Source organism: Bradyrhizobium sp. USDA 4541 (assembly GCF_024171085.1).
Taxonomy (GTDB): Bacteria; Pseudomonadota; Alphaproteobacteria; order Rhizobiales; family Xanthobacteraceae; genus Bradyrhizobium; species Bradyrhizobium australafricanum.
In genome coordinates, this window is sequence record NZ_JALJZF010000001.1 from 5,520,558 (window position 1) to 5,543,259 (window position 22,702).

Below are 22,702 nucleotides of genomic sequence, written 5' to 3' on the forward strand. Positions count from 1 at the left end.
TTCCGGATCATGACCCGCATTGCGCCATCGCCGATGACGACCAACCCTCGCCAACATCGTGCGTCGCAGCGACGAGTTCAAGACTACAAGGGCATGTCTCGGACATGTCAGGTTCCCGGCACGAACCCCTCGAAGATCATCTGGTCGGCGTAGCGCGCCGCGCGCTCGCGCTGTTCCACCGTCCGCACGGTCCAGGCCAGCAGCGCACAGCCGAACACGTTGCGGGCGATCCACGGCTCCGGTGCCGGCAGCTGGTTGACCCAATAGGCGACGAAATGCGGCTCGGTCGTAAAGCCGTGCCGCAGGTATAGCATGCTGTCGCGCTGTGCCGGCGTCAGCTTGTCCCAGTGGCCGTCGTCATAGGTGCGCTGGGCGGTGATGCCGCGCGGCAGGTTCGGCATGATCTCGCGCAGCGCCAGCACCTGGTCGGGATCGAAGGACATGCCGACCACCGGGCCGGAATAGGACGCCAGCACCTCGGCCATCCGCCGCACCAGCTTGCGGTCGCCGTCGAAATGGCTCTTCACCTCGACCACCAGCGGCACGCGGCCGGCGACCAGCGCGCAGAGATCGCCGAGCGTCATCATCTGCTCGGCGGTGTCCTTGAACTTGACGGCCTTCAGTTCGGCCGCCGTCCTGGTTGCCAGCAGCCCCGCCCCCTCGGTGAGGCGGCCGAGCGCATCGTCGTGATGCACCATGGCCTCGCCGTCGGCGGTGAGCTGGATATCGCACTCGATGGCGAAGTTGCCGGCTACCGCGGCGGTGGCCGCGGCCGGCATGTTCTCGATGATGCCGCGTGCGGCATCGTGCAGGCCGCGATGGGCAACCGGCCGTTTCGTCAGCCAATCAGGAGCTCGCATCGATCAGGCGACTTCGAACACGCCTTCGACTTCGACCGCGGCGTCCGCGGGCAGCGAGGCGACGCCGACGGTGGTACGGGCATGGCGGCCCTTGTCGCCGAACGCCTCGACCATCAGGTCGGAGGCGCCGTTCAGCACCTTCGGCCCGTCAAAGAAGTCGGGCGCCGAATTGATGAATCCGCCGAGCCGCACCACGCGCACGACCTTGTCGAGGTCGCCGAGCGCGGCCTTGATCTGGGCCAGCAGATTGATTGCGCAGCCGCGCGCGGCAGCGGCGCCCTGTTCGAGCGTGACGCCGGCGCCGAGCTTGCCCTTGGCGATCAGCTTGCCCTCGGCGTTGAAGCAGACCTGGCCGGACACGAACAGCAGGTTTCCGCTGCGGACGAAGGGGACATAGTTTGCGACCGGGGAGGTCGGCTCGGGAAGTGTGATGCCCTGTGACGCCAGTTTTTGTTCGACGGTACCCGCCATTTTTGGTCCCCCAATTGGATTGCACGAAGCCTGAAACGCGGTCAGGGCCAAGTTTGTTTCGATTGTTTCGCGCATCGTGCCGCCGGTTGCAAGCGACGGTAAGGTGAGGACAACGCGGCCATGACGTGCCGAATCGCACGGAAAGCTGCCGAAAATGACGGCAATTTCGCTGCATACATTGCCATTTTGTCAGACTTGCCCCAGTTGCGGCGCAATACCACCGTCACTATTGTGGCGAATCCCTGCCTCCTTGAGGAAACCACATGACCCTGCCGTTCCGGACTCCGTCGCGTGCCCTCGTGTTTGCGATCGCCGTTGCCGCAGGATCCGGCCTGGTTCAGGGGCCCGCGGTCGCTGCGGCAAGCGGGCCGTTTCTCGCGCATCAGGCGCTCTACGACCTCAGCCTGGTGAAATCGCGCGGCTCCAACTCGGTCAGCGATGCGCGCGGGCGCATCCTCTACAATTTCTCCGGCAACTCCTGCGAAGGCTACACCTCCGAATTCCGCCAGGTGTCCGAGCTCGACAGCGGCGAGGGCAAGGTGACGCTGTCCGATCTTCGCTCCACGTCCTGGGAGGACGCGTCGGGCAAAAGCTACCGCTTCAAGATCGACACGCGGATGAACGACAGCGAATCGTCGCCGGTCGACGGCATCGCCGAGCGGGTCGGCGATCATATCACCGTGAAGCTGACCCAGCCGGTGAAGAAGACGTTCAATATCGACGGCAAGATCGTGTTCCCGACCGAGCAGATCCAGCACATCATCGCTGCCGCCCGCGACGGCAAGTCGGTGCTCGACCAGACCGTCTATGACGGCTCCGACAACGGCGAGAAAATCTACAACACACTGACCGTGATCGGCCGGCCGATCGCAGGCGACCGCGCGCCGTCATCGCCCGATCCGTCGACGGCGAGCAATGCGATGAAGGCCATGACGCGCTGGCCGGTGACGGTGAGCTATTACGACAGCGACGCGCGCGCGAAGGACGGCGAGCAGACGCCGGTCTACGCGATGTCGTTCGAGCTGTACGAGAACGGCGTCTCCCGTGCGCTGGTGCTGGACTACAACGATTTCGTGATCTCGGGCGCGCTGGACAAGTTCGACGTCAGGGATTCCAAGCCCTGCAAGTGAGGGCTGGCTATTGCCACCCACTCAGCGTCGTCCCGGGCAAGCGAAGCGGGACCCATCACCACAGGGGTGAGTTGTTGAAGGGGGCTGTGGCCCCAGCGTCGCACAACAATCACCTTCGGTGGATGGGTCCCGGCTTTCGTCGGGACGACGGCGGAGCAAGCCCGAGCACTCCACGACACCGCACTGGCCGGAACCGTCCGGCACGAGTAGGCTTCCCACATACACGCGTGTCAGGGAGGCACCTCATGAGCGAGCTCAACCACCTTCGCCCCAGCGGCCTGCATCACAATCCGGCTTACTCCCACGTCGTCGTCGCCTCCGGCGCGCGCACGATCTACATTTCGGGACAGGTCTCCGTCGACGAGGAGGGCCGCGTGGTCGGCGCCGGCGATCTCGCCGCGCAGACGACGCAGGTGATGCAGAACCTCGGCATGGCGCTGAAGGCCGCCGGAGCCAGCTATTCCAATATCGTGAAGATCACGACCTTCGTCGTCGGCTACAAGCCGGAGCTCCGTCCCATCATCGGCAAGGCACGTTCGGCGTTCTTTGAGGGCATGGAGCCGCCGGCCTCTACGCTGGTCGGTGTCACCGCGCTCGCGGCGCCGGAATGGCTGATTGAGATCGAGGCGGTTGCGGTCGCGGATTGAAGGGCTGCGCAGTCGTCGTGCGCGGGCTCGACCCGCGCATCCATCGCTTTTCAAAGAGTCCTCGTTGATGGATGGCCGGGTCAAGCCCGGCCATGACGACCGATTACTCTTCCGCGCTCTTCTGCGGCCCCTCATAGGCAATGCCCCTGATCACGGCGGCATTGCCGAACTTCTTGCGCAGATTGTCCATCGCGCGCTCGGCGTGCGCCGAGCGGCGGTCGAGCATGTCGGAATCGTTGGCCTGCGCGCCCGGGCGCAGCGCGCTGACGCCGGTGCCCATCAGGCGGAAGGCGGTGCCGTCGATTTCCTTCGCGAGCATCTCGCGCGACACCGCAAAGATCTTGGCGGCAAGCTGGGTCGGGGTCTGGATCGATTGCGAACGGGTGCGCTGGCGGAAGTCCGCGGTCTTCAGCTTCAGCGTGATGGTGCAGCCTGAGAGTTCGCTGGTCTTCAGCCGCGCCGAGACCTTCTCGGACAGTTTCCAGAGCAGTTTCTCCAGCGTTGCGAAGTCGCGGATGTCGATCTCGAAGGTGGTCTCGCTCGAGATCGTCTTGGCGCCGCGATCGGCCATCACGCTCCGGTCGTCGATGCCGCGCGCCAGCCGCCACAGCCTACGGCCTTCGCTCGCGAACTGCTTCATCAATTCGTTCTCGTCGGCGCGCTGCAGGTCGGCGATGACGCGGAAACCGCGCTGCACCAGCTTCTCCTGGGTCGCAGGGCCGACGCCGTAGATGAACCCGACCGGCTTGCTCGCCAGCATCTCGCGCGCCTCGTCCTGGTCGAGCGCGGCAAAGCCCCTCGGCTTGTCGAGGTCGGAAGCGATCTTGGCGAGGAACTTGTTGCAGGACAGCCCGACCGACACCGTGATGCCGATGTCGCGCTCGACATCGCGGGCGAATTTGGCGAGCACCTTGGCCGGGATCATGCCGTGGACGCGCTGCGTGCCGGCGAGATCGAGGAAGGCTTCGTCGATCGACAGCGGCTCGACCAGCGGCGTCAGCGCCTGCATCGCCTGCCGCACCTCGCGCCCGACCCGGACATACTTCGCCATGTCCGGCGGAATCACGGTCGCATCCGGGCAGAGTTCCAGCGCCTTGAACATCGGCATCGCCGAGCGGACGCCATAGGTGCGGGCGATGTAACAGGCGGCCGACACGACGCCGCGCTTGCCGCCGCCGATGATGACCGGGCGGTCGGCGATCTCGGGATTGTCGCGCTTCTCGACGGTGGCATAGAACGCGTCGCAGTCGATGTGCGCCAGCGCCAGCGCGGGCAGGGCGCGATGACGCACCAGCCGCGGCGAGCCGCAATGGCTGCATCGCTTCACCTTGATATCGAGGTCGCCGAGGCAGTCTCGGCAGAAACTGAGGGGGCCGTCGGAAGCTGCCGCTGCCGTCGTCACGGCACGTCGCGCTCCCATTTCGGGTCGCCCAGCGCCTGATGGGCGGCGGCGATATTGGTCGGGTGCAGTTCCGAGGCCCTGGCAAACGCCTTCACGGTGGCGTCGTCGCGCATCACGAAATCGAGCACGCTCGCAAGAAATTGAGGGTTGGACGCGGCGTTCCGCAGCGTCTCTGGACCGATTCCGGTTTCAGCCAGGAACAGGCCCAGCCGTTCGGCATCGCCGGCAATGAAGCCGAGCGCCTGAATCGCAACGATTTCAGCAACTTCCCGGGGGTTGTGAACAGGCTTTTTCAACGCGCCGGTTTGCCTTTCCGTTAACTTATGGTCTCTATTGAGAGGCCCATCATGCCCGAGTCTTCCTCATGTGTTCAAGCAACGGAAACCACGCTGCGGAAGTTGGACTTCGGGTTAACGGGTTAGAGCGATTCTGGCGCTAGTTTGAATTCACATTTTCGACGCGCCCCGAGCGCGGTGCGTGAGGTACCGCAGCCGGGCCCGTCTCCTGGGTTTGGGAGGGACGGGATGGCCAAAACCGTCCTGATCGTGGAGGACAACGAGCTCAACATGAAGCTCTTTCGCGATCTGTTGGAAGCGCACGGCTATCAGACTTCGGGCACCAGCAATGGCTTCGAAGCGCTCGACCTCGTCCGCAAGCTGCGCCCCGACCTCATCCTGATGGACATCCAGCTACCCCAGGTTTCCGGCCTGGAGGTCACGCGCTGGATCAAGGACGATCCCGATCTGCGCGCAATTCCGGTGGTCGCGGTCACCGCCTTCGCCATGAAGGGCGACGAAGAACGTATCCGCGAGGGCGGCTGCGAAGCCTATTTGTCCAAGCCGATCTCGGTCGGCAAATTTATTGAGACTGTCCGACGCTTTATCGGATAGGGGAGTTGTGGTGCAATGTCCGCGCGTATCCTCGTGGTCGATGACGTTCCGGCGAACGTCAAGTTGTTGGAAGCCCGTCTGTCAGCCGAATATTTCGATGTGTTGACTGCCTCCAACGGGACCGAGGCACTGGAAATTTGCGCACGCGCCGAATGCGACATCATCCTGCTCGATGTCATGATGCCCGACATGGACGGCTTCGAGGTCTGCCGCCGGCTGAAGTCGAATCCGGCGACCCATTTCATTCCGGTCGTCATCGTCACCGCGCTCGACAGCCCGGCCGATCGCGTGCGCGGCCTTGAAGCCGGCGCCGATGACTTCCTGACCAAGCCGGTGTCCGACGTCGTGCTGATCGCGCGCGTGCGCTCGCTGACGCGGCTGAAGATGATGACCGACGAATTGCGCATGCGCGCCATCACCTCGCTCGAGATCGGCATGCAGGCGCCCGAGCGCAGCGCGATCGCCGACAAGGGCACCGGCGGCCGCATTCTCCTCGTCGACGACCGGCCGTCGTCCTACGAGAAGCTGGCGCCGATCCTCTCGGCCGAACACACCGTCGACGTCGAGATCAATCCGTCGGAAGCCTTGTTCCACGCCGCCGAGGGCAATTACGACTTGCTGATCGTGTCGCTCAGCCTCGACAATTATGACGGCCTGCGGCTGTGCAGCCAGGCCCGCTCGCTGGAGCGCACGCGCCAGGTCCCGATCCTCGCCATCTCGGATGCCGACAACAACACGCGGCTCATGCGCGGGCTCGAGATCGGCGTCAACGACTATCTGCTACGTCCGGTCGACAAGAACGAGCTCTTGGCGCGTGCGCGCACGCAGATCCGCCGCCGCCGCTACACCGATCATCTGCGCGACAATGTGCAGAACTCGATCGAGATGGCGATCACGGATGCGCTGACCGGTCTCAATAACCGACGCTACATGGAAAGCCACCTCGCGACGCTGGCGGAGCAGGCCTCGATCCGCGGCAAGCCGCTGGCGCTGATGATCCTCGACATCGACTACTTCAAGGCGATCAACGACACCTACGGCCACGATGCCGGCGACGACGTGCTGCGCGAATTCGCCGTCCGCATCCGCAAGTCGATCCGCGGCATTGATCTGGCCTGCCGCTATGGCGGCGAGGAGTTCGTCATCGTGATGCCCGAGACCGACCTGCATGTCGCCGGCATGGTCGCCGAGCGGCTGCGCCGCTCGATCGCGGGCGAGCCCTTCACCGTCGACAAGGGCGGCAAGCGGATCACCGTCACGATCTCGATCGGTCTCACCACGCTGGAGCGCAAGGGCGAGCAGGTCACCGATGTGCTCAAGCGCGCCGACACCGCGCTCTATCGCGCCAAGCACGACGGCCGCAACCGCGTGGTGTCTGCGGCAGCGTAGCGCGATCTCGCAGCCCGGATGCAGCGAAGCGCAATCCGGGGTATCGCGCCGCTTGCACCAGCTTCCCGGATTTCGCTGCGCTCCATCCGGGCTACGAAGTGCCCTTAGCGGCCGCGTCTCACCGCGTCATAGGCCATCCGCTTGAACTCGAACGAGAACGGATGGACGAACGCCATCTGGCGCTGCGCCATCATGACGCCGGCGATGCCCGTTTTGGGCGAAATCCACCACTGCGTGCCTGCGACACCGCCCCAATAGAGTTCGCCGGCGGCGTCGGGATGATCGATCGAGGAGGGGTTGAGGATCAGTCCGCCGGTAAGACCATAGGTCTTGCCGGGCTGCTCGCCCATCATCGCGAAGCGGATCCATTGGCCCGGCGTGAGCTGGTTGGTCATCGCCTCTGCGATCGTCTCCGGCTTCAGCAGCGTCGGCCCGCCGGGCAAGAGGCTGCGGATCAGCGCGACCATGTCATGCAGCGTCGAGACGAGGCCGCCGCCGCCATTGAAGCGCGGCACCGGGCGCAGATAGGCGCCAGGATAGGGCGCGTTGTCGGTGCGCGTCAGCCCGGGCTTCATCGGGTCCATCAGATCGGCGCCGGCGTAATAGGCGACGAGCCGGTTGTGATCCTTCTCCGGAACATGGAAGCCGGTGTCGACCATGCCGAGCGGATCGAGGATCCGCGCCTTGACGAACTTGTCGAACGGCTGGCCGCTCACCACCTCGACCAGCCGTGCGACCACGTCGATGGCAACGGAATATTCCCACGACGAGCCGGGATGGAACACCAGCGGCAGATCGGACAGACCGTCGACCATGTCGGCGAGCGTCGTCATCGGATTGAGGATCTTGCGCTCGTTGTAGGCCTTGAAGATCGGTGTGCCCGGATCGAACAGGCCGTAGCTGAGGCCGGCCGAGTGGCTCAGCAGATGGCGAATGGTGATCGACCGCTGCGCCGGTTCGGTGTCGTCGATCGACGTCGCGCCCGGCCGCAGCACCTTGCGGTTTCTGAGTTGCGGGATGAAGGTCTCGATCGGATCGTCGAGCCGGAAGCGGCCTTCCTCGACCAGCAGCAGCGCCGCGCAGGAGGTGATCAGCTTGGTGTTGGAGAAGACGCGGAAGATGTGATCGGTGCGCAACGGAATCTGCGCTTCCTTGTCGGCCCATCCGACGCAGCCCGTGTCAGCGATGTCGCGCCCGACCAGAACCGTCCAGGAGATGCCGGACAGGAGATCGTTGTCGATGTAGCGCTGCATGGCCGCGCGCGCCGGCGCGAAATCATAGCCGATGGCCGTCACCTTCAGATCTTCCATGGTCGTTTCCCCTGTTGTGCCGCAAGTCTTCTAAGTAGCAGGTCTTCGCGCGATCGCGGCCAATCTCGCGGGACGGAATATCCAGCCGGGAATGCCGTGGCCTGCGGTCGGTGTTAACAACCAAACCTGACTTCCGCACGCAACCGGATTTATCCGGCGCGTTTCTTGCCGGCGGGGGCGGGGCTGCCGACCTTGACGCCTGCATTTGCCAGCAACACGCGTGCGGCTTCCTTGGCCGCGCGCGCCATCGCCGGATCGTCGCGCACCAGATCCTGCGCGATCGAGCCATCGACCAGCAGCGTGAGCTGGGTCGCAAGTCCCTCGGCATCGGCGACGCCGAGCCGCCGCAGCAGATCGCGAAACCAGAGCCGGCGGCTTTCCTTGAAGGCGATTGCGATGTTCCTGAAGGTGCGATCCTCGTCCTCCGGCCCGAGCTCGGCCACCGCGTTCACGAACGGGCAGCCGCGAAAGTCCTTCGCCGAGAAGCGCCGCTCCAGCGAATCGAAGGTTGCGAGAATCTGCTCGGCCGGCGGCTTGTCGGAGGGACGCGGCTGCACGAAGCGGCGTTGCAGATAGGCTTCTATCAGCGCGTCCTTCGACGGGAAGTGGTTGTAGAGCGTGCGCTTGCTGATGCCGATCTCGGCCGCGATGGTGTCGACGCCGATGGCGCGAATGCCTTGCAGGTAGAACAGTCTGTCGGCGGTCTCGAGGATCCGCTCCTTCATGGTCTGTTTGGGAGGCGGGTAAGCCATGCGCCAGCCGTGATCCTCTTCGCTTGACAGTCAGCCTCCTGTATAGCCTAAGTACACAGGTCTGTGTAACCAAAACATGCATGAATCGCAGGCCATGGCACGCGTGCCGTGCCGTTATGGGAGAATAAGAACAATGCCCCTGTTGCAGGTCCTGCGTCCCACCCTTCCCATCCTGATCGGCGCCTCCATCATGCTCACGCTGAGCATGGGGCTGCGGCAGAGCCTCGGCATCTTCATGCAGCCGCTGACGCACGACATCGGCATCTCGATATCCCACTTCACGCTGGCGCTCGCGGTGCAGAACCTCGCCTGGGGTTTTCTGCAGCCGGTTGCCGGCGCGATGACGGTGCGTTACGGCTTTCGCCCGATCATGGTGGTCGGCGCGCTGGCCTACATCGCGGGCCTCGTGCTGATGACGACGGCGCATGGGCTCGTTGCCATCATGATCGGCGCCGGTGTCCTGATCGGCCTTTCGCTCGCCTGCACCGCGAATGCGATCGCAATGTCGGTCTCGGCGCGCGCGGTGCCGGAGACGGTACGCTCGACAGTGCTCGGCATGGTCTCCGCCGCGGGCTCGCTCGGCGCGCTGCTGTCGGCGCCGATCGGCCAGATGCTCAATGAGGGTTTCGGTTGGCGCGTCGGACTTGCCGGCTTTGTCATTCTCTCGATCTTCATGATCCCGGCGGCGTTGTACGCCGGGCGCGTCGACAAGATTCCGCTGCCGAAGCCCGCTGGCGACGACATCGGCAACGCCACCGCGGCGACGGCGGCGAAGACCGCGTTCGGCAACGCAGCCTTCGTGGTGATGACCTGCGCCTACATGGTCTGCGGCATGCAGCTCGTCTTCCTCACCACGCATCTGCCGTCGTATCTCGCGATCTGCGGGCTCGATCCGATGCTGAGCGCGCAGACGCTCGGCATGATCGGCGGCTTCAATGTGCTGGGCTCGCTGTTCTTCGGCTGGGCCGGCCAGCGCTGGAACAAGCTGGCGCTGCTCGGCGCGATCTACATCCTGCGCTCGCTGGCGCTCGCCTGGTACTTCATGCTGCCGGCAACGCCCGGCTCGACGCTGCTGTTCGGCGCGATCATGGGCTTCCTCTGGATGGGTGTCGGTCCGCTGGTCGCGGGCGCGGTGGCCGAGATGTTCGGCTTGCGCTGGCAGGCGATGATCCAGGGCCTCGCCTTCATGAGCCACCAGGTCGGCAGCTTCCTCGGCGCTTACGGAGGAGGGCTGATCTACGATTCGCTCGGCTCCTACACCATGGCCTGGCGCATCGGCGTCGCGCTGGGCCTCGCCGGCGGCATCATCCAGCTCGCCTTCGCGTTGATCCGGCCGGCGCAGCCGCCGCTGCTGAAGGCCGCTTAGCAGAATCCCTGCGAAGCTGGCGGCTGCTCCTTGCGAGGGCAGTCGCCAGGTGCTGCCTAGTTTTTGACCGGCCACTTGCCGCAAGAGCGTGCAATGAAGCGCGATGCTGTTCCGGCCGCGGATCGAAGCGATAGCGTTTTCAACGTGTTACGCGGCGCGCAGTGGTGGCACGAATCTTGTTTCAATATGGCTAGAAATCGTGCCGGAAACCCTCGCTGAGGGTTCCGGCTTGGGGACTTTGGGAAGGGCTGGCCGCGATGGGGCTAGTCGCCGTCATTCTCCGGCCATCCGCGCACCACGGCCTTTGCCGCGCCGCCGAGAAGGAGGCCCTTGTGCCCTGCGTCGGGCCTGATGCCGCTGCGACTTCGCTGCATCCCGCCACCCGCACCGCGGCACTTCGAGACATCCCGATAACCGGACGCGCGCTGTCCTTCGGCGCTCACGCTGCGAACGCGCCGCGCCCATTCCGAACGCCAGCATTTCTCTTGTGATGGGAGGTCGATGATGGAGTCTGCGACACACACGCGCCAGAAGCTCGTGAGAATCGTGGTTGCCTTGTTGGGCGTGGCGTTCCTTTGCCTGCTGTTCAACGATCTCGCGCTGGCCGAGGATGCGGCGGCGCTGCCTGCCTGTGGCGGCAAGATTCTCGAGAAGTGCACGCCGAATTCCGGCGACACCGCCTGGATGCTCACGTCAGTCGCGCTCGTCCTGATGATGACGATCCCGGGGCTCGGCCTGTTCTATGGCGGCATGGTGCGCAAGAAGAATGTCGGCGATACCGTGATGACCAGCTTCGCGGTCACCTGCCTGGTCACGATCCTGTTTGCCGTCCTTACCTACAGTCTGGCGTTTCGTGCCGGCACGCCGTTCATCGGCGGCCTCGATCGCCTGTTCCTCAAGGACATCCTGAGCGACATCGGCAAGGGAGGCATCGGCAATCCCAATCCGCTCGCTGCGACGATCCCCGAGTCCGTTTACATCTGCTTCCAGATGACGTTCGCCATCATCACGCCGGCGCTGATTGCCGGCGCGTTTGCCGAGCGAATGAAGTTCTCCGCGATGCTCTGGTTCATCGGGCTGTGGGCGATCTTCGTCTATGCGCCGATCGCGCACTGGGTCTGGGGCCCTGACGGCATATTCTCGGCCGGCAACGACGCTGCGTATGTCAAGGTTCTCGATTTCGCCGGCGGCACCGTTGTGCACATCAACGCCGGCGTCGCGGGCCTGATGTGCGCCATCATGCTCGGCAAGCGCGTCGAGACGGGGCCGGCGCACAATATGGTGCTGACCTTCATTGGCGCCTCGCTGTTGTGGGTCGGCTGGTTCGGGTTCAACGCCGGCTCCGCTGTCACGGCCGGAATGCAGGCGGGCATGGCCATGCTGGTGACTCAGATCGCCACGGCGGTGGCGGGCTTCACCTGGATGCTGGTGGAATGGGCGTTGAAGGGCAAGCCGACCGTCGTCGGAATCTGCTCGGGTGCCGTGGCGGGCCTCGTCGCGATCACGCCGGCCTCCGGTTTCGTCGGGCCGGTCGGCGCTTTCGCGATCGGCATCGCCGCCGGCGTCTGCTGCTACTGGGGATGCACCGGCTTGAAGCGCATGTTCAGCTACGATGATGCGCTGGACTGCTTCGGTGTCCATGCCCTTGGCGGCATCGTCGGAGCGCTGCTGACCGGGGTGTTCGCGGTCGAGCAGTATGGTGGAACGGCAGGTGTTCTGGAAGGAAATCCCGGGCAGTTCCTCAATCAATGCATCGGCGTCGCGACGGTTTTCGTGTATGATGCCGTGGTGAGCCTGATCATCCTGTTCGTGATCAATCTCTTCGTCGGGCTTCGAGTGACGCGGGACATCGAGCGCGAAGGGTTGGATCTGGCACTGCACGGCGAGGTCGTGCAGTAGACTTTGGCGGCATTCCGCGCAGCCGGCGATCTTCGCCCGCTGGCGCGGATTTAAGCTGTTCGAGGTGATCCGATGAACTGGTTCTATTGGAACACAGCGTGGTCGCTGTTCTTCAGCCTCATTTGGTTCATGACGATCACACACAATCCGGATGCAGAGATCGCAGACGCGCATCTGCGTGACGAGGCGTTCAAGGGTTAGCTCCGGTAGTAACGCCACATCCTGAGGAACGTCCGGTGGATCTCGTCGGGCGTCCGGTCGAATGGCTCCAGATTGACGCGGACTACGCCACGATGGTCCATGCGCCACGGCAGGCGCATCAACAGCCGGTAGGCCGGCCGCTTGCGCCAATCGGCCACCAGCGCGCTGCCGAGCGGTCCGTTAAGCGCGATCTGCAACTCGTGAACCGTCATCGCGCGCTCAGCGATCTCGACGAGGTCGATGCGCGTGATGGCGCGCCAGCGGATCAGCCCGAAGGCCTGGATGAAGATGCCGTACTGGTTGGCCCCGATCGTCGGACGACCAGCCTCCAGCAGGGGGATGTTGTAATAGGTGAAGCCGCCCGCTGCCGCTGCCGGCGCCAGCCAATAGATCGCGCCCGTGATCCAGGTCGCGGTCAGGAAGATCGCGGCGAGGGCTGCCGTGACATAGACCGGAAAGTAGATGTCCTCGCGGCCGTAAGCGACCGAGTAGCCGCCGACGTTTCCCTCGTCCAAGGTTGCGATCATCTGAGCCCTGCGCCCGGGACTGCTCCGGGAATCATGAGGGATGACGCAAGCCTAGAAAGCAAAAACGGGGCCGCGAGGGCCCCGTTTGAAACGTCGGAAGCAGCCGATCTTACTTGATCTTGGCTTCCTTGAACTCGACGTGCTTGCGCGCGACCGGGTCGTACTTCTTCTTGACCAGCTTGTCGGTCATGGTGCGCGAATTCTTCTTGGCAACGTAATAGAAGCCGGTGTCGGCCGTCGACACGAGCTTGACCTTGATGGTGACCGCCTTGGCCATGTGCAAAACCTCGAAAATCGGGGGAATTCGGGAGCCGGCCAAATCGGCCCGCGTTTGGCCGGGAAACTAGCCAGAAACAGCCCAAAGTCAAGGATTTCTGAGCCAAGATCACCCCGATTCCGGGCCTATTACCTCGAAGAACTGATTTTTCGGCCGCGGCAGGCCCAAATTCTCGCGCAGGGTCCGACCTTCGTACTCAGTGCGGAAAATCCCGCGCTTTTGCAGTTCCGGCACCACCTTGTCGACGAACTCGAACAGGCCCTGCGGCAGATAGGGGAACATGATGTTGAAGCCGTCGCTGCCCCGGCCGGTCAGCCATTCCTCCATCTGGTCGGCGATGGTCTGCGGCGTGCCGACGAAGGCGAGCCCGCCATAGCCGCCGACGCGCTGCGCGAGCTGGCGCACGGTGAGCTTGTCGCGCGCCGCGACATCGACGAGGCGCTGCCGGCCGCTTTTGCTTGCATTGGTTTCGGGGATCGGCGGCAACTGTCCGTCGGGATCGAAGCCGGACGCATCGGTGCCGAGGATCACCGACAGCGAGGCGATCGCGCTGTCGTAATGCACGCGGCTGTCGAGCAGCGCGCGCTTCTCTTTTGCTTCTTCGACGCTGTCACCGACCACGACGAAGGCGCCGGGCAAGATCTTCAGATGCTCGGGATCGCGGCCGATCTTCTCCATGCGGCCCTTGATGTCGGCATAGAGCTTCTGTCCGTCGGCCAGGCTGCCGCCGCCGGTGAACACGGCTTCCGCGGTCTCGGCCGCAAGCTGCCTGCCGTCATCGGAAGCGCCGGCCTGCACGATGACAGGCCAGCCCTGCACGGGGCGGGCGATGTTCAGCGGGCCGCGCACCGAGAGATATTTGCCCTTGTGATTGAGCACATGCATCTTGTCGGGATCGACGAACAGTCCGGACTCGACGTCGCGCACGAACGCGTCATCGGCGAAGGAATCCCACAGGCCGGTGACGACGTCGTAGAACTCGCGGGCGCGCCTGTAGCGCTCGGCGTGCTCCATGTGATCGTCGAGGCCGAAATTCAGCGCCGCGTCCGGATTGGACGTGGTGACGATATTCCAGCCGGCGCGGCCGCCCGAGATGTGGTCGAGCGAGGCGAAGCGCCGCGCGACGTGATAGGGCTCGTCGAAGGTGGTCGAGCCGGTCGCGATCAGGCCGATATTCTCCGTCACGGCGGCGAGCGCCGATAGCAGCGTGAACGGCTCGAACGAGGTCACGGTGTGGCTGCGCTTCAGCGCGTTGATCGGCATGTTCAGCACGGCAAGATGGTCGGCCATGAAGAAGGCGTCGAATTTGCCGGCCTCGAGCTTGCGGATCAGCGTCTTGATGTGGTCGAAGTTGAAATTGGCGTCGGGCCAGGCCCCGGGATAGCGCCAGGCACCGGTGTGAATGCTGATCGGCCGCATGAACGCGCCGAGCTTGAGTTGACGCTTCGCCATTGCCCCGTTCCGTCCTTGATGTCGTTAGCGGAACAGATAGGGAGGCGATTCGCGGCGCGCCATCGGGAAGATTATTTTGTTTTTGGCCGCTCTCTCGACAGTGTCATTCCGGGGCATCGCGCAGCGATGAACCCGGAATCTCGCGCCGCAATCTCGGGATTCCGGGTTCGATGCTGCGCATCGCCTCGGAATGACGAGGATCATACTACACCCCCAGCACGTCCTTCTGCATCTTGCCGCCGTAGAAATGGAAGAACGGCACCGGCGCGTCGTGGTGGAGCGGGCCGGTGGCGAGACGGCGGTCGAGCTCGGCGAGCACGTTCTTGGTCATGGCATGCGCGTCGGCGAGCGGCTCGGAGCCGATCTCGACCCAGACCAGCTCGACCAGCTCGGCGTCGGCATGCACCACGCCCTCGACACGATGTGCGATGGTCGACGCGTCGGCAGTGAAGAAGCGCGTGTCGAAGCGGCGGACGCGGCCGGGCGGGGTGATCGCGCGCGCGATCAGGAACAGGCCGGACGGATCGGGCAAGAGACCCGCGTCGGCGAACGGTGCCCAGGGCCCGTCGAGCTTGTGCCGCTTCTCGACCTTGCGGCCGAGGCAGAGCCCGGTCTCTTCGCAGGCCTCGCGGATCGCGGCGTTGGCAAGCGCACGCGCGCGGCCGGGCGTGATCTTCGGGCTGCCCTTCAACAGATTGGCTTCGAGCTCCGGCGTGATCGGCGCTGCGACCGGCACGCGGTTGTCGGCCTTGTCGACGCGGCCGCCGGGGAAAACGAATTTGCCGGGCATGAACACGACCTTGTCGTGACGCTTGCCGACCAGCACCTTCGGCTTGGCGCCGGAGCGATCGATCAGGATCAGCGTCGCCGCATCCTTCGGCCGGAAATACGCATGATGGTCGGCTTCTTTTTCGCCCTGGTGGACGACAGCGGCGGGCGCGGCAGCTTCAGTCATTTCATCCCTTTCATTTCTTCTTGCGGCCCGGTTTAGCTAGACCGGCGGGATGTCGCTAGGGGGATTCTCGTCAAAGCCATGCATGCGCAGGGCCCATTGCAAGCCGATCACGGCTCCCTTCACCGGCTGCAACAGCGCCAGCGATGCGAACAGCGTGAACGGCAGATAGATCGCAAGTTGCAGCCACACCGGCGGAGAATAATTGGTCTCGATCCACAGCGCCATCGGTACCACGATATGGCCGACGATAACGATGACGAGATAGGCAGGCAGATCGTCCGCGCGATGCGGCGTGAAGTCGAGGTCGCAGACCGGGCAATGGCCGTCGCATTTGAGAAACTTGCGGAACAGTCTGCCTTTTCCGCAGCGCGGACAGCGGCAGCGGAACCCGCGCTTCATCGCGCTCCACACGTCGCGCTTCTCGGGCTCGGCCGCCTCGCGAGTCCAGACCACTGTCGGTGGTGTCACTTCCATGACTTGCCTCGCTTTGATTTGCCGGACTTCTGCTGCGCCGGCTTGCGATCCTTCTTGCGCGATTTCCGCTCGTTGTGCGCCTTCTTGCCTGATCGTTTTGGTCCCTTGTCAAATCCGGCGGCACGGCGCTCGGCCCTTACGCTGTCGCGTTTTCTGCCGCGCGGAATTGCTTGACCATCGGATAATAACTCAAATCGCAGCGCGCCGGCTATCGGCGCGGCTTCCACCAGACGCACATCGACGACGTCGCCGAGCCGATACATGGTGCCGCTGCGCGTGCCGATCAGCGCGTGGCGAGTTTCGTCGTAGTTGAAATATTCGCTGCCGATGGTGCGGATCGGGATCAGACCGTCGGCGCCGGTGTCGTCGAGCTTCACGAACAGGCCGGATCGCGTCACGCCGGAAATGCGGCCCTGGAACGAGGCGCCGACCTTATCGGCAAGGAAATGCGCGATCAGGCGGTCGGTGGTCTCACGCTCCGCCTTCATCGCGCGGCGCTCGGTGACGGAAATCTGCGCGGCGATCTCGGCGAGCGTCTCCACGGTTTCATCGGTCGGCAACGCGCCTTCGCCAAGCCCGAGCGCGCGGATCAGCGCGCGATGCACGATCAGATCGGCATAGCGGCGGATCGGCGAGGTGAAGTGCGCGTAGCGGCGCAGGTTCAAGCCGAAATGGCCGTAGTTCTCGGCGGAGTATTCCGCCTGCGCCTGCGAACGCAGCACCACCTCGTTGACCAGCGGCTCGTAGTCCTCGCCGGCAACCTGCGCCAGCACGCGGTTGAATTGCGTGGGACGCAGCGCGCCCTGCTTGGTGAAGGGCAGGTCGAGCGTCTTCAGGAATTCCTGCAGGTTGTGCACCTTCTCCTGGCTCGGCTCGTCGTGCACGCGGTAGATCAGCGGCAGCGCCTTCTTCTCCAGCATCTCGGCCGCGGCGACGTTGGCGAGGATCATGAACTCCTCGATCAGCCGGTGCGCGTCGAGCCGCTGCGGCACGATCACGCGATCGACGGTGCCGTCGGCTTTCAGCAGGATCTTGCGCTCGGGCAGATCGAGATCGAGCGGGTCGCGCTCGTTGCGTGCAAGCTTGACCAGCTCGTAGGCCGACCACAGCGGTTTGAGGACCGGATCGAGGATGGGGCCGGTGATGTCGTCGGGCCGTCCGTCGATAGCAGCCTGTGCCTGCGCGTAATGGAGCTTCGCAGCCGAGCGCATCAGCACGCGGTGGAAGGTATGCGAGCGCTTGCGGCCGTCGGCGCCGATCACCATGCGCACCGCGAGCGCGCCGCGCGGCTCGCCCGGCACCAGCGAGCAGAGATCGTTGGAGATCCGCTCGGGCAGCATCGGCACGACGCGATCAGGGAAATACACCGAGTTGCCGCGCTGCAGCGCGTCGCGGTCGAGCGCCGAGCCGGGCCGCACATAGAAGGCGACGTCGGCGATCGCGACATGGACGATGAAGCCGCCCTTGTTGTTCGGATCGGGATCGACTTCCGCATGCACCGCGTCGTCGTGATCCTTGGCATCCGGCGGATCGATGGTGACGAGCGGCACGTCACGCCAGTCCTCGCGGCCCTGCAAGGTTGCGGGCTTGGCGTCTTCAGCTTCGCGCAGCGCAGAAGTGGAGAACACCTGCGGGATATCGTGGGTGTTGATCGCGATCAGGCTGATCGCCTTCTCACTGGCGATCGAACCGAGCCGCTCCTTGACGCGGGCGGAGGCGAGGCCGTAGCCGCGGGTGCGGATCAGGTCGACGCTGATGAGATCGCCGTCTTCGGCGCCGCCGCTGTCGGCCTTGGCGATGTTGAGCTCGCGGCCGGCCTGCTTCTTGTCGACCGGGATCAGGCGCCCGCCGCCATCGGGATTGCCACGGAAGATGCCGAGGATCCGGGTGCGCCCGTGATCGATCACCTTGATGACGCGGCCGCGATAGGGTGTGCCGTCTTGCTCATCCGTGACTTCGACGCGCAGCAGCGCGCGGTCGCCGACGCCGGCGGTGGTGCCGGGCTTCGGCCGCCGCGGCGTCTCGATACGGATTTTCGGGGCGGTGCCGTTCTCGTCCGAGTCCCACTCGGCGGGCGTGGCGATCAGCTCGCCGTCGCTGTCGCGGCCGGTGATGTCGGCGAGCAGGGTCGGTGGCAGCGCCGCCGGCTCGTGGATCTTGCGGCCGCGCTTGGCAATCGTGCCGTCGTCGGCGAGCTCACGGAGGATCCGCTTCAGCTCGACGCGGTCGGCGTTCTTCAGGCCGAACTCGCGCGCGATCTCGCGGGTGCCGACCTTGCCTGGATTGGCGCGGATGAAGGCGACGATGGCGTCCCGGCCCGGAAAGCCATGGTCGGGTTTTCGTTTCACTTATCCTCGTGCCTTGCCGGCGCTTTTCTTCGCGGGCGCTTTCGCTGGTGCCGATGATTTTGCAGGCGACGTCTTGGCACCGGAGGCGACCGGCGCGCGCGCCTTGCTGGTCGCATCCGTTTTCGGCTTCGCCGCGGCTTTCTTCGACGCAGCCTTCTTGGCGGGCTTGGCGTCGGCGTCACCGTCGGCATCTTCAGCCTTTGCTGCCTTGGCCTTCGTGGCCTTGGCGGGCTTTTCCGCCTTGGCCTTCTTGGCCTTCTTGCCGCCGCCCTTGGCCGCGCGCTCGTCGATCAGCGCGATCGCCTCCGCGAGCGTGATCTGGTCGGGGGTGCGGTCGCTCGGGATCGTCGCGTTGACGCCGCCCGCCGCGACATAGGCGCCGTAGCGGCCGTTCTTCAGCGCGACCGCGCCGAGCGTCGGATGATCGCCGAGCGGCTTGCCGGGATCGGCACCGAAGCGGCGGCCGCTCGGGCCCTTCGCGATCTTCTCCGCGATCAGCGTGACGGCACGGTTCAACCCGATGTCGAAGACCTCGTCGCCGGCCTCGAGGCTCGCATAAGTCTTCTCGTGCTTGACGAACGGCCCGAACCGGCCGAGGCCGGCGGTGATCGGCTGTCCGGTTTCCGGATGCTTCCCGATCTCGCGCGGCAGCGACAGCAGTTTCAGTGCCAGTTCGAGATCGACATCAGCCGGTGAGGTGCCCTTTGGAATGCCCGCGCGCTTCGGCTTCTCGCCTTCGGCGTAATCCTTCTGCTCGCCGAGCTGGATGTAGGGGCCGAAGCGGCCGGCCTTCACCGTGACATCGAAGCCGGTGTCGGGATCGGTGCCGAGCACGCGGTCGGCGCTCTCGGCGCTGTCGGCCGCGAGCGGACGGGTGTAGCGGCATTCCGGATAATTCGAGCAGCCGACGAAGGCGCCGAACTTGCCGGCCTTGAGGTTGAGCCGGCCGGTGCCGCAGGTCGGGCATTGCCTGACGTCGCCGCCATCCGCGCGCGGCGGATAGATATGCGGGCCGAGCATCTCGTCGAGCGCGTCGAGCACCTCGGCGACGCGCAGGTCCTTGATGTCGTTGACCGCGCCGATGAAGCCGCGCCAGAAGTCCTGCAACACCTGCTGCCAGGCGATCTCATTGTTGGAGATGCGGTCGAGCTGCTCCTCGAGATCGGCGGTGAAGTCGTATTCGACGTAGCGCGAGAAGAAGTTCTCCAGGAACGCGACCACGACGCGGCCCTTGTCTTCGCCGTGCAGCCGCTTCTTCTCGAGCTTGACATAGCCGCGGTCCTTCAGGACCTGCAGGATCGAGGCGTAGGTCGAGGGGCGGCCGATGCCGAGCTCTTCCATCCGCTTCACCAATGATGCTTCCGAGAAGCGCGGCGGCGGCTCGGTGAAATGCTGGGTGACGGCGAGGCTCTGGCGCTTCACGGCCTCGCCCTCACTCATCGCGGGCAGGCGGCGCGAATCCTCGTCCTCCTCGTCGTCGCGGCTTTCCTGATAGAGCGCGAGGAAACCATCGAACTTGATGACCTGGCCGGAGGCGCGCAATTCCAGCACGCGGGAGCCGGCCTTGGCCTCGATGTCGACGGTGGTGCGCTCGAGCTCGGCCGACTCCATCTGGCTCGCAATGGTGCGCTTCCAGATCAATTCATAAAGCCGCGCCTGATCGGCATCGAGCCGTCGGCCGATGGTGGCCGGGCGACGCGACAGATCGGTCGGGCGGATCGCTTCGTGCGCTTCCTGCGCGTTCTTGGCCTTGGCCTGGTACTGGCGCGGGGCGTCCGGCACGTAGGCGTTGCCATAGTCCTCGCCGATCACCTTGCGCGCCTGCGTGATCGCTTCGGGTGCGATCTGCACGCCGTCGGTTCGCATATAGGTGATGAGGCCGGTGGTCTCGCCGCCGATGTCGATGCCCTCATAGAGCCGCTGCGCGATGCGCATGGTGTGCGCCGGCGCGAAACCGAGCTTGCGGCTCGCTTCCTGCTGCAGGGTCGAGGTGGTGAAAGGCGCCTGCGGATTGCGCCGCGCCGGCTTGGCCTCGACGGTCGCAACCTTGAACAGGGCCGCCTCGATCGCCTTCTTGAAATCCTCGGCTTCCGCGCCGGAGCCGATGTCGAGCCGTGCGATCTTCTTGCCGTCGGCGCCGACCAGCCGCGCCTCGAAGGCATCGCCGCGCGGCGTCAGCAACGTCGCGACCAGCGACCAGTACTCCTTCGGCACGAACTTCTCGATCTCGAGCTCGCGGTCGCAGACCAGCCGCAGCGCGACCGATTGTACGCGGCCGGCGGAGCGGGCGCCGGGCAGCTTGCGCCACAGCACGGGGGAGAGGGTGAAGCCCACCAGATAGTCCAGCGCGCGGCGCGCCATATAGGCGTCGACCAGCGCGCCATCGATCTGGCGCGGCGCCTTCATCGCCTCGGAGACGGCCTGCTTGGTGATGGCGTTGAACACCACGCGCTCGACCTTCTGGTCCTTCAGCGCGCGCTTCTCCTTCATCACCTCCAGCACGTGCCAGGAGATTGCCTCGCCCTCGCGATCGGGGTCGGTTGCGAGGATCAGACGGTCGGCACCTTTGAGCGCCTTGGCGATGTCGTTGAGCCGGCTCGCGGCCTTGGCATCGACCTCCCAGATCATCTGGAAATTGGCGTCGGGATCGACGGAACCATTCTTGGCCGGGAGGTCGCGAACATGGCCGAACGACGCCAGGACCTCGTAGGAGGACCCCAGATATTTGTTGATCGTCTTGGCCTTGGCCGGCGACTCCACAATGACGATATTCATGTCATTCCAATAGCTTACGGGAAAACTTGAAGGTGGGTTCCGCTAGACTCGCGGCCCGCCGTGTCGGGGCGAACATGGGTGCTGGGGCGGTCCCTGTCAAATCGCCAGATATTGAAGGGAGGCGCCAAGCTGTGGAGTTTCTATCCCAAGGGTTGCAAAATGCGTCCTAGAGTTGCGGCCGGCAAGGGCTTATCTCTTTATATATAGCGTAGGAATCGGATTAGGCCTTTTGAGCAGCACAGGGGGCGGCCGGAAGCGCAAGGCGTCCGGCGGGCGGCGACCGGCGGGCGACGAGACGGCTGGGGAAGGCGGCCCCGACGACGCCCTGGTCCTGATCGCAGGCGCCGCGACCTAACTCGCCAAACTCGCCCGGCGCCACAAACTCGAAGTTCTCGACCGCCTGTTCGCGATGGCCCGCCTGGAGGCCGACGAGCAGCTGCGCTCGCGCAGCCGAAGGAAGCGGTCGTGAGGGGCGTTACGGGAAGCAGGGTCGTGTCCTGGCTTTCGCCAGGACGACGGTGGGGATGGACCGCAATTCAAGATGTCAAACAGCGCGGTGCGGCGAAACAGAAGTCGTGATTTGCGACCCTTCCTGGAGAAAGGAAGAACGCTAGCTCGCGCCACATCCACCGCCGTCGTCCCGGCGAAGGCCGGGACCCATACGCCGCGGCGGGTGTTGAGAACGGGACTCGTCGTCCCAGCATCGTTCAACAATCCGCATTTGTGGTTATGGTCCCTGCTTTCGCACTAGCGTATATACATATCCTCCGCAGTCTTTCCGGAGTCTTCTCAAAGAGTTGGCCGAAAACCGCAGAGAGCTTACTCATCTGCACTAGGGTTGCGCCCGCCGATTTCGGCTCTCGCCTAGTAGCTAACCCCTTGATGATGAGTCGGTTTTCTAGCCTCGAAGAGATGTGTAAATGCCCTAGTGCTTTCGCAGGGACGACACCCAATATGGGTCGTCGTATGTGAGTCATACATCCGCATCCTCGCGACGCGAGGCGCATTCGGATAAAGCGAAATATTTTCGCGGGCGAGGATTGACAAGTTTTTGGTGAGTTGCCCGTCGTGTCGTACCAGCAACACCCGTCCTACGCACTCACGAGGCGCCGCGCGCGCTTCGCTGCAGGCCGCGGCTTCAGCGTCGTATCCGCGGCACCCAGCACGCGTCCATCCTGCGAATAGAGCGCGAGCTTCTTCACCGGCTTGCCCTTGTCGCGGTCGACCAGGATGGTCGCAATCTCGTCCGGATGCTCGTCGAATTCCTCGGTCCATTGCCGCAGCGCGACCAGGATCGGAAAGATGCCGTGGCCCTTCGGCGTCAGGACATATTCCTGATAGGCGCTGCCGTCGGAGGCGGGGACCGTCTTCAGGATGCCGCGTTCGACCAGCGTGCGCAGCCGTGTGGCAAGGATGTTCTTGGCAAGCCCGAGGCTCGCCTGGAATTCGCCGAAGCGGCGCCGGCCGAGGCTGGCGTCGCGGATGATCAGGAGCGACCACCAGTCGCCGAACACGTCGAGCGCGCGTGCGACGGGACAGCTGTCGCCTGCAAGGCTGGTTCGTTTCACCGACCGTCT

At 64.6% G+C, this 22,702-nt stretch carries 21 protein-coding genes; 7 read left to right on the forward strand and 14 right to left on the reverse strand.

Annotated features, from left to right (window positions below; genetic code table 11):
* Nucleotides 1-107: 107 nt before the first annotated feature.
* Both J2R80_RS26145 and J2R80_RS26150 read right to left on the reverse strand, forming a co-directional pair.
* Nucleotides 108-860, reverse strand: a complete 753-nt coding sequence (locus tag J2R80_RS26145) for a glycerophosphodiester phosphodiesterase (protein ID WP_076834494.1) — start codon at nucleotides 858-860, stop codon at nucleotides 108-110.
* A 3-nt stretch (nucleotides 861-863) separates the two neighbouring features.
* Complete coding sequence (locus J2R80_RS26150) at nucleotides 864-1,331, reverse strand: RidA family protein (protein ID WP_016845428.1); 468 nt, start codon at nucleotides 1,329-1,331, stop codon at nucleotides 864-866.
* 263 nt (nucleotides 1,332-1,594) lie between these two features.
* Here J2R80_RS26150 and J2R80_RS26155 point away from each other — a divergent pair, with 263 nt between their 5' ends.
* Both J2R80_RS26155 and J2R80_RS26160 read left to right on the forward strand, forming a co-directional pair.
* Nucleotides 1,595-2,461 carry a cell envelope integrity EipB family protein gene (locus J2R80_RS26155; protein WP_253639703.1) on the forward strand — a complete coding sequence of 289 codons (867 nt, stop codon included), beginning with the start codon at nucleotides 1,595-1,597 and terminating at the stop codon, nucleotides 2,459-2,461.
* Nucleotides 2,462-2,706: 245 nt separating this feature from the next.
* Nucleotides 2,707-3,108, forward strand: a complete 402-nt coding sequence (locus J2R80_RS26160; RefSeq protein ID WP_038388572.1) for a RidA family protein — start codon at nucleotides 2,707-2,709, stop codon at nucleotides 3,106-3,108.
* Between the two features lie 103 nt (nucleotides 3,109-3,211).
* On the opposite strand, the gene J2R80_RS26165 is transcribed toward J2R80_RS26160, so the two are convergent.
* Both J2R80_RS26165 and J2R80_RS26170 read right to left on the reverse strand, forming a co-directional pair.
* Nucleotides 3,212-4,528: a DNA polymerase IV gene (locus tag J2R80_RS26165; RefSeq protein ID WP_253639704.1), complete on the reverse strand. Its 1,317-nt coding sequence runs from the start codon at nucleotides 4,526-4,528 to the stop codon at nucleotides 3,212-3,214.
* Nucleotides 4,507-4,806 (reverse strand): DUF3572 domain-containing protein, encoded by a 300-nt coding sequence (locus J2R80_RS26170; RefSeq protein WP_057020801.1) that lies wholly within the window; start codon nucleotides 4,804-4,806, stop codon nucleotides 4,507-4,509. The genes J2R80_RS26165 and J2R80_RS26170 overlap by 22 nt, the downstream gene beginning before the upstream one ends.
* A 228-nt stretch (nucleotides 4,807-5,034) precedes the next feature.
* Between J2R80_RS26170 and J2R80_RS26175 the strand changes: the two genes are divergently transcribed.
* Both J2R80_RS26175 and J2R80_RS26180 read left to right on the forward strand, forming a co-directional pair.
* A complete protein-coding gene (locus J2R80_RS26175; protein WP_028336390.1) occupies nucleotides 5,035-5,400 on the forward strand; it encodes a response regulator in 366 nt (121 codons plus the stop codon).
* A gap of 15 nt (nucleotides 5,401-5,415) precedes the next feature.
* The gene (locus J2R80_RS26180; protein ID WP_028336389.1) at nucleotides 5,416-6,789 is read left to right on the forward strand and encodes a PleD family two-component system response regulator; all 1,374 of its coding nucleotides are present in this window, start codon (nucleotides 5,416-5,418) and stop codon (nucleotides 6,787-6,789) included.
* A 104-nt stretch (nucleotides 6,790-6,893) separates the two neighbouring features.
* On the opposite strand, the gene J2R80_RS26185 is transcribed toward J2R80_RS26180, so the two are convergent.
* Nucleotides 6,894-8,099: a serine hydrolase gene (locus J2R80_RS26185; RefSeq protein ID WP_253639705.1), complete on the reverse strand. Its 1,206-nt coding sequence runs from the start codon at nucleotides 8,097-8,099 to the stop codon at nucleotides 6,894-6,896.
* 149 nt (nucleotides 8,100-8,248) lie between these two features.
* Complete coding sequence (locus J2R80_RS26190) at nucleotides 8,249-8,851, reverse strand: TetR/AcrR family transcriptional regulator (protein WP_253639706.1); 603 nt, start codon at nucleotides 8,849-8,851, stop codon at nucleotides 8,249-8,251.
* 133 nt (nucleotides 8,852-8,984) lie between these two features.
* Between J2R80_RS26190 and J2R80_RS26195 the strand changes: the two genes are divergently transcribed.
* The 3 genes from J2R80_RS26195 to J2R80_RS43305 all read left to right on the forward strand — a co-directional run bounded on the left by J2R80_RS26195 (nucleotide 8,985) and on the right by J2R80_RS43305 (nucleotide 12,317).
* Complete coding sequence (locus J2R80_RS26195; protein ID WP_057020799.1) at nucleotides 8,985-10,217, forward strand: MFS transporter; 1,233 nt, start codon at nucleotides 8,985-8,987, stop codon at nucleotides 10,215-10,217.
* A gap of 501 nt (nucleotides 10,218-10,718) precedes the next feature.
* The gene (locus tag J2R80_RS26200) at nucleotides 10,719-12,116 is read left to right on the forward strand and encodes an ammonium transporter (RefSeq protein WP_305884551.1); all 1,398 of its coding nucleotides are present in this window, start codon (nucleotides 10,719-10,721) and stop codon (nucleotides 12,114-12,116) included.
* A gap of 72 nt (nucleotides 12,117-12,188) precedes the next feature.
* A complete protein-coding gene (locus J2R80_RS43305) occupies nucleotides 12,189-12,317 on the forward strand; it encodes a hypothetical protein (RefSeq protein WP_256527872.1) in 129 nt (42 codons plus the stop codon).
* Here the strand turns inward: J2R80_RS43305 and J2R80_RS26205 are convergent.
* The 8 genes from J2R80_RS26205 to J2R80_RS26240 all read right to left on the reverse strand — a co-directional run bounded on the left by J2R80_RS26205 (nucleotide 12,314) and on the right by J2R80_RS26240 (nucleotide 22,693).
* Nucleotides 12,314-12,844, reverse strand: coding sequence for a hypothetical protein (locus tag J2R80_RS26205; RefSeq protein ID WP_076834482.1), 531 nt, complete (start codon nucleotides 12,842-12,844; stop codon nucleotides 12,314-12,316). The two genes, J2R80_RS43305 and J2R80_RS26205, sit on opposite strands and share 4 nt — an antisense overlap.
* A 109-nt stretch (nucleotides 12,845-12,953) precedes the next feature.
* Complete coding sequence (gene rpmG, locus J2R80_RS26210; RefSeq protein ID WP_018271988.1) at nucleotides 12,954-13,121, reverse strand: 50S ribosomal protein L33; 168 nt, start codon at nucleotides 13,119-13,121, stop codon at nucleotides 12,954-12,956.
* A gap of 108 nt (nucleotides 13,122-13,229) precedes the next feature.
* Nucleotides 13,230-14,573 carry an LLM class flavin-dependent oxidoreductase gene (locus tag J2R80_RS26215; RefSeq protein ID WP_253639707.1) on the reverse strand — a complete coding sequence of 448 codons (1,344 nt, stop codon included), beginning with the start codon at nucleotides 14,571-14,573 and terminating at the stop codon, nucleotides 13,230-13,232.
* A gap of 205 nt (nucleotides 14,574-14,778) precedes the next feature.
* Nucleotides 14,779-15,528 (reverse strand): NUDIX domain-containing protein, encoded by a 750-nt coding sequence (locus tag J2R80_RS26220; protein WP_076834478.1) that lies wholly within the window; start codon nucleotides 15,526-15,528, stop codon nucleotides 14,779-14,781.
* 36 nt (nucleotides 15,529-15,564) lie between these two features.
* On the reverse strand, nucleotides 15,565-16,002 hold the full coding sequence (locus J2R80_RS26225; protein WP_018271985.1) for a DUF983 domain-containing protein: 438 nt from the start codon (nucleotides 16,000-16,002) through the stop codon (nucleotides 15,565-15,567).
* Entirely contained in the window at nucleotides 15,993-18,350 is a 2,358-nt protein-coding gene (rnr, locus tag J2R80_RS26230; protein ID WP_253639708.1) for a ribonuclease R, read from the reverse strand. Before rnr ends, J2R80_RS26225 begins: the two co-directional genes overlap by 10 nt.
* Nucleotides 18,351-21,125, reverse strand: a complete 2,775-nt coding sequence (topA, locus tag J2R80_RS26235; protein ID WP_076834474.1) for a type I DNA topoisomerase — start codon at nucleotides 21,123-21,125, stop codon at nucleotides 18,351-18,353.
* A gap of 1,091 nt (nucleotides 21,126-22,216) precedes the next feature.
* On the reverse strand, nucleotides 22,217-22,693 hold the full coding sequence (locus tag J2R80_RS26240) for a helix-turn-helix domain-containing protein (RefSeq protein WP_057020794.1): 477 nt from the start codon (nucleotides 22,691-22,693) through the stop codon (nucleotides 22,217-22,219).
* Nucleotides 22,694-22,702 lie beyond the last annotated feature (9 nt).